Below are 5,666 nucleotides of genomic sequence, written 5' to 3'. Positions count from 1 at the left end.
ATTGCGAGGGGCCGTAGCCTGCCCGGGTCACGGCAACTCCGAACGTACCGTCATCTCGCCACCGGTCGGCCCTGGCGGCATTGCTGCATCTCCCGCTGGCCGACGGGCCGGTGACGGAGGGGCGGCGGAGACTCAGGCTGTTCGCGGGGCGGGGGCTCCGGGCGCTGGAGGTTCGAGCCGGGCGATGAGGGTACGAACGACCCGCTGGAGTTCCTCGTCGTGGTCGACGCTCTTGAACCTGCCGCCGCGTCGGGGCAGAGCCAGTTGCTCGCGGAGCAGGGGCAGGGCAGGTGCCGCGAGGGGGCCCATGCGGTCCAGGCAGGCCACGACGTGGTTCGCCGTCGCGGGGTTCCTGGCCATGGCCTGCAGCAGGGCGTCCAGGACGGCCGGTGCCTCGGCCTCGCCGCCGATCTCCCAGAGCGCGGCCGCGCAGTGCACCCGAACCCATTCGTAGTCGTGCGTCAGGAGGTCCCGCAGGCGCGGCAGGGCGACGGAGGCGGGCGGGCCAATCTCGCCGAGCAGATCAGCCCCGTCACTGATCCGGAAGGTGATGCGGTCGTCGAGGAGGCCCGAGCAGGAGCGGCATGACCTCGGACAGGTCACCCCCGACGGCCCACAACGCGGTGATGGCGGCAGGTCGTACGTGGGCGGCGGTGGCGGTGGTCAGCGACCGGATCGTGTCTCGTGCGCCGGCCGCCGCCGGGCCGAACGCCGCCAGTGTCTTCAGGGCCGATCGCGTGACGCGGTCCTGCTCATGGCGTACCGCGGTGCCGAGCGTGTCCACAACCGCAGGAACCGGAGCCGGGTCCCCCAGCGCGGCCAGGGCGGAGAGGACCGCATTGGCGCTCATCTCGGTCCACTGCTGGGAGAGGTCGATCCGGCGCAGGTGGTCGCAGAGCCGGGGCACCAACTCGTCGGCCCCCTGCGGCAGATGTCCTGCGACCTGGATCGCGCGCCAGGCGTCGATGTCGCTGTCCAGCGCGGCGAGCAGCGCGGTCGCGGCTCCCAGGGCGCGCCGGTCCGGCGGGCCGTACGCCAGGGCGTGCCAGGCGGCGATGACCAGCAGCCCGCACAGCACGAAGGCCTGCCGGTAGGGGCTGCCCTGCGGGGTGGCGAAGGCGTGCCACACCAGGTGGGTGGGCGCCCACTGCAGGGACAGGGTCACGGCGAGGACCAGCGCCGTCCAGCCCGCGCGGACGCGGGCCGGGACCGCGCGGTGGAAGGGCAGGGCCAGGGCGAGCAGCAGGGCCGTGCTGCCCACGTAGAGGGCCGGGGAGCCGAAGCCGTACGTCGTCGGCAGCAGCCGGGCCAGCAGGTCCTCGCTGGATACGGGGCTGAACTGCCGTACACGGCCCGGGTAGGCGTGCCGGGTGCCGAAGTAGACGACCGCCACCAGCGGGGCCGCGAGGCCCACGCCGAGGGCGGTGGTGAGCGCGGCGCGCCCGGCGGCCGCGAGCGCCTGTCTGCGGGGCGGGCGGGCGAGCAGCAGGCGGAGCAGCAGGACCAGGCCGGCGCCGAGGGTCGCCATGTAGGCGGTGTAGAAGTTGGCGGTCCAGGCGAGGGCGACGATCAGGACGCCGGGGAGCCGGTGCCGGCCGGCGAGGGCCCACTCGCCCACGAGGCACAGCAGGGGCAGGGCGATCAGGCCGTCGAGCCACATCGGGTTGTAGTCGGCGTCGGCGACGGTCCAGCCGCACAGCGCGTACGACGCGCCGAGCAGTCCCGCCGCCCACCAGCGGCCGGGGCGCAGGGTGAGCAGCAGGCAGGCCATGGCGGCCGCCGCGGCGGCGATCTTCACAAGGGTGATCACGTACACCGCGAGGTCGATCTCGTCCCTGGGGAAGAGGGCGACGAGCGGCGCGAAGGGGCTGCCGAGGTAGGTGCCGAGGTCTGGCAGGAAGCTGGAGCCGTAGCCGGACTGCCAGTTGACGAGGAGGCCGCCGTCGGCCCTGCCGTGCAGCAGGTCCCAGAGGTGGGCGTGGAAGGGCACGTACTGGTTGCCCAGGTCGTTGACGCTGCGGGTGCGGGGGCCGAAGGGGTAGCTGCGGGCCAGGACGTCACCGGCGCACAGGGCCGTGGTCGTGACGGCCGCCGCGAGCAGCGCGGCGGCCCGGCGTGCCGCACCGGGCGGGGTCGAGCGGTCCATTTATCGGAAAGCCCCCAGCGAATTCACCGTCGATTTCGCCGACTTAGACGGGACAGGCTTCCGATTGGTTGTGCGCTCACCGAAAAATGACGCGGTTCATTACCGACGGGGCGCGGAATTGTAAATTTCGCGACCACCGGGGAAACCGCGGCTTTCCGGAAAGTTGTTTCAAGATGAATCGCCATTGCGGTGTGCCCGGGGACCGGCCTTGACCTGGAGTGCGCTCCAGGTCCTAGCGTTCCCGTCACCAGCAGCCCACGAACGGCAGCTCGCCCACAGGGCCGGCGACCGGGAACGGAAGACGCGACATGAACGAGAGCACCACCCGTGACGAGCGCTTCGCCCACGGCCTGGAGGTCCTGAAGAAGGTCGACGGCGAGGCCGGGCAGCGGGTCGTGGACTCGCTCGAGGACGTCAGCCCCGAGCTGGGGCACCAGATCGTCGCCTGGGCGTTCGGCGAGATCTACGACCGGCCGGCCCTGGCCCCGCGCGACCGTCAACTGGTCACGCTGGGCATGCTCACCGCGCTCGGCGGCTGCGAGGCGCAGCTGGACGTGCATGTGAACGCGGCCCTGAACGTGGGACTCACCCCGGAGCAGATCACCGAGGCGCTGCTGCACTCCGCGGTGTACTGCGGCATACCCAGGGCGCTGAACGCCACCTTCGCCGCGAAGAAGGTCTTCGCCGAGCGTGGGCTGCTGCCGCTGGGCCAGCAGCCCACGGCCGGGGCGCCCGCCTCCGCCTGATCCTCGGGAAGGCGAGGGAGGTCGCCCCGAAGACGACGAGGAAGCCCTCCGACGTGGAACGGCAGGATAGAGAGGGAGAAGAGGTACCAGCACGTCGATGGGGCGGGCGGAGAGGAGGGCCGATGGGCGAGGACTGCCTGCCGGTGGCCGACGTACTGGCGTATCTGGCCGGGCGCTGGCGCGTGGAGCGGGACGTACGGGATCTGGCGAGCGGCGACCGGGGGCGCTTCGAGGGCGTCACCGTGTTCGGCGCGCTGCCGGACGGCGGGCTGCTGCACGAGGAGTCCGGCGTCTTCACGTGGCACGGGGTGGCGCGGCCCGCGACGCGGACGCTGCGGTTCCTGCCGGGGGACGCGCCGGGCACGGCGGACGTGCGGTTCGCCGACGGCCGGCCCTTCCACACGCTCGATCTCACCTCGGGGCGGTACGTCGCCGACCACCCGTGCGCGGCCGACCTCTACCGGGGCGAGTTCACCGTCCGGGACGCCGGCCACTGGCGCTCGGTGTGGCGGGTGGGCGGCCCGGCGAAGGATCTCGTGCTGACGACCGACTACGTGCGCGAGCGCTGACCGGGGACGCCGTCGAGGCGGAGGTTCCAGCGGCCCCCGCGGCCCGTGACGGTGGTCGAGGACAACGGGCGGACGTCGATGTTCCAGTAGCTCGCGGGAGGCGCCTTCAGGGCGTAGACCAGGGCGGCCCGGATCACGGAGGGCTCGGCGACCGCGACGATCCGGCCGCCGTCACCAATCGGCCGGGTGTCGAGCCAGCCGCCGACCCGGGAGATGAAGGCGAGCAGGGACTCACCGCCGTGCGGGGTGGCGCGCGGGTGCGCTAGCCAGGTGTCCACGGCCTCCGGCTCCCGGGCCATCGCCTCGCCCAGGGTCAGACCGCGCCAGCGGCCCATGTCGCAGTCCCGCAGCGCGAGCTGCACCAGCGGGGCGTACCCCAGCGCGTCGCCGGTGGCGCGGCTTCGCGGGGTCGGCGAGCAGTAGCGCAGGTCGGCCCCCGCGAGCGGCAGCAGCTCCCCGGCCGCGCACTGCACCTCGTCCCAGCCGGCCTGGTCCAGTGGCCGGTCGTCCTCGAAGCGCTCCGCGAGCAGGGGGCGCTGCGCGCGGCCGCGACGAACGTCACCCTCAGTGGCATGCGGTGATGGTGTGCCGCCCGTGTGCCCAGGTCAAGGGGTACCGGCTGTGAGCTACCGGGGGTACACGGCCGCTCACGGATGCGGGGGTACCCATTCCGCTTGTGAGCAGGCAGGACGCTGTCGGTGGGCCCTGGCATGCTGCCGCCCATGACCGAGATCACGACGGCCGCCGACTACGGTTGGCTCAACGAGCGGTACAAGGACCTCCTGGAGGCCTACTGCCTCACGCTGGTACGGGGGATCGCGCCCGGCGAGTTGCTCCGGGAGCTCGGCGCGGAGCCCGACGAGACGGTGACCGGCGTGGCGGAGCTGTCCGAGCCGTCGTACGACGCGTGGGACGACGACGAGATGCTCGTCGGTGTCGCCGCGGTCGGCGACTGGACCCTGATGGTCGAGTACAACTGCTATGTGGGCAGCACCGCGCAGGTCATGCTGCCGCTCTCCCGGGGCCGCACGGTGGTGTCGCACTTCCGCAACGTCAACGCGGTCGACCACTTCCACTGGTTCGAGGACGGCACCGAGCGCCTGCACTTCGAGCCGCTGTTCCCGGCACAGCGGCACGGCAGCGAGCCGGACGCCCTCGTCGCCGAGATGCGGGAGGCTGGCTTCGACCTGAGGGCGGAGGACGAGCGGGACATCACCGGGCACACCGCGGCCGCCTTCGCGCTCGCCCAGCGGATCACCGGCGTCCGCCTGACGCCGGAGCTGTTCGAGTCGCTGGAGTTCACCTGCGCCCTGGTGACCCGGCCTTAGAGCACCTCGTCGCAGGCCGCCCGCAGCCGGCGTACGCCCTCGGCGATCTCCCCGGTGCCGGCGACCGCCGCGAAGCTCAGGCGCAGGTGGGCGGCCGGGGGCTCGGCGCTGAAGTAGGGGCGGCCGGGGGTCAGCGCGACTCCCGCGCGCAGGGCGGCGGCGGTCAGGGCCGGCTCCTCGGCGCCGTCGGGCAGGCGGAGCCAGAGGTGGTAGCCGCCGGACGGGATGTGCGGCAGCGCCAGTTCGGGCAGGTGCCGGGCGAGCGCGGCCGTCATGGCGTCGCGGCGGTCGCGCAACTCGGTGGAGATGGCCCGCAGATGGCGGGGCCAGGCCGGGGAGCCGACGAGTTCCAGCGCGGCCTCCTGCAACGGCCGGGGGACGAAGAAGCTGTCCACCACCTGGATGGCGCGCAGACGCTCCAGCACCGGTCCGTGCGCGGCCAGGGCGCTCACCCGGAAGCTGGGTGAGGTCGCCTTGGTCAGCGAGCCGACGTGCACGACCACGCCGTCCGGGTCGTCGGCGGCCAGCGGGCGGGGCAGCGGGCCCGCGTCGGCGTGCACCAGGCGCCGTACGAAGTCGTCCTCGACGACGAAGGCGCCGGCCTCGCGGGCGATGCGCAGCACCTCGGCGCGCCGCTCCGGGGCCAGCACGGCGCCGGTGGGGTTCTGGAACAGCGGCTGGCAGACGAACACCCGGGCGCCGGTGACCTGGAAGGCGTCCGCGAGCAGGCCGGGGCGGACCCCGTCGGGATCCACCGGGACCGGGACCGGGCGCAGGCCGGCCGCGCGGGCGAGCGCCAGCAGGCGCCCGGCGCCGATGGTGCGTCAGCTCCTGTGCCACCGCTGGGAGATGGCCCGCACCCTGGACGACTGCCCGG

4 protein-coding genes and 3 pseudogenes are annotated in these 5,666 nt (G+C 73.3%); 3 read left to right on the top strand and 4 right to left on the bottom strand.

Features of this window, described 5'->3' with window-relative positions; all coding sequences use genetic code 11:
• Positions 1 to 132: 132 nt before the first annotated feature.
• The gene (locus tag ACWEN3_RS39880; RefSeq protein ID WP_452981656.1) at positions 133 to 438 is read right to left on the bottom strand and encodes a hypothetical protein; all 306 of its coding nucleotides are present in this window, start codon (positions 436 to 438) and stop codon (positions 133 to 135) included.
• 544 nt (positions 439 to 982) lie between these two features.
• Positions 983 to 2,146 (bottom strand): annotated as a pseudogene (locus ACWEN3_RS39875) (YfhO family protein); the annotation flags it as partial.
• Between the two features lie 308 nt (positions 2,147 to 2,454).
• On the opposite strand from ACWEN3_RS39875, the gene ACWEN3_RS39870 reads away from it, so the two are divergent.
• On the top strand, positions 2,455 to 2,892 hold the full coding sequence (locus ACWEN3_RS39870; RefSeq protein WP_452981654.1) for a carboxymuconolactone decarboxylase family protein: 438 nt from the start codon (positions 2,455 to 2,457) through the stop codon (positions 2,890 to 2,892).
• A 122-nt stretch (positions 2,893 to 3,014) separates the two neighbouring features.
• Positions 3,015 to 3,461 carry a DUF6314 family protein gene (locus ACWEN3_RS39865; protein WP_452981651.1) on the top strand — a complete coding sequence of 149 codons (447 nt, stop codon included), beginning with the start codon at positions 3,015 to 3,017 and terminating at the stop codon, positions 3,459 to 3,461.
• On the opposite strand, the pseudogene ACWEN3_RS39860 reads toward ACWEN3_RS39865, so the two are convergent.
• A pseudogene (locus ACWEN3_RS39860) lies at positions 3,443 to 4,035 on the bottom strand (histidine phosphatase family protein). The gene ACWEN3_RS39865 and the pseudogene ACWEN3_RS39860 overlap by 19 nt on opposite strands.
• Positions 4,036 to 4,183: 148 nt before the next feature.
• On the opposite strand from ACWEN3_RS39860, the gene ACWEN3_RS39855 reads away from it, so the two are divergent.
• Positions 4,184 to 4,789, top strand: coding sequence for a DUF6461 domain-containing protein (locus ACWEN3_RS39855; RefSeq protein WP_452981648.1), 606 nt, complete (start codon positions 4,184 to 4,186; stop codon positions 4,787 to 4,789).
• Here ACWEN3_RS39855 and ACWEN3_RS39850 read toward each other — a convergent pair.
• A pseudogene (locus tag ACWEN3_RS39850) lies at positions 4,786 to 5,592 on the bottom strand (aminotransferase-like domain-containing protein); the annotation flags it as partial. The gene ACWEN3_RS39855 and the pseudogene ACWEN3_RS39850 overlap by 4 nt on opposite strands.
• Positions 5,593 to 5,666 lie beyond the last annotated feature (74 nt).

It is taken from the genome of Streptomyces sp. NPDC004561 (assembly GCF_053602155.1).
This window is presented reverse-complemented; position numbering and strand designations above follow the sequence as displayed.

Excerpts from the sequence above, each read along its gene's own strand:
- ACWEN3_RS39855 (WP_452981648.1), top strand. The coding sequence starts at position 4,184 with ATGACCGAGATCACGACGGCCGCCGACTACGGTTGGCTCAACGAGCGG.
- ACWEN3_RS39865 (WP_452981651.1), top strand. The coding sequence starts at position 3,015 with ATGGGCGAGGACTGCCTGCCGGTGGCCGACGTACTGGCGTATCTGGCC.
- ACWEN3_RS39870 (WP_452981654.1), top strand. The coding sequence starts at position 2,455 with ATGAACGAGAGCACCACCCGTGACGAGCGCTTCGCCCACGGCCTGGAG.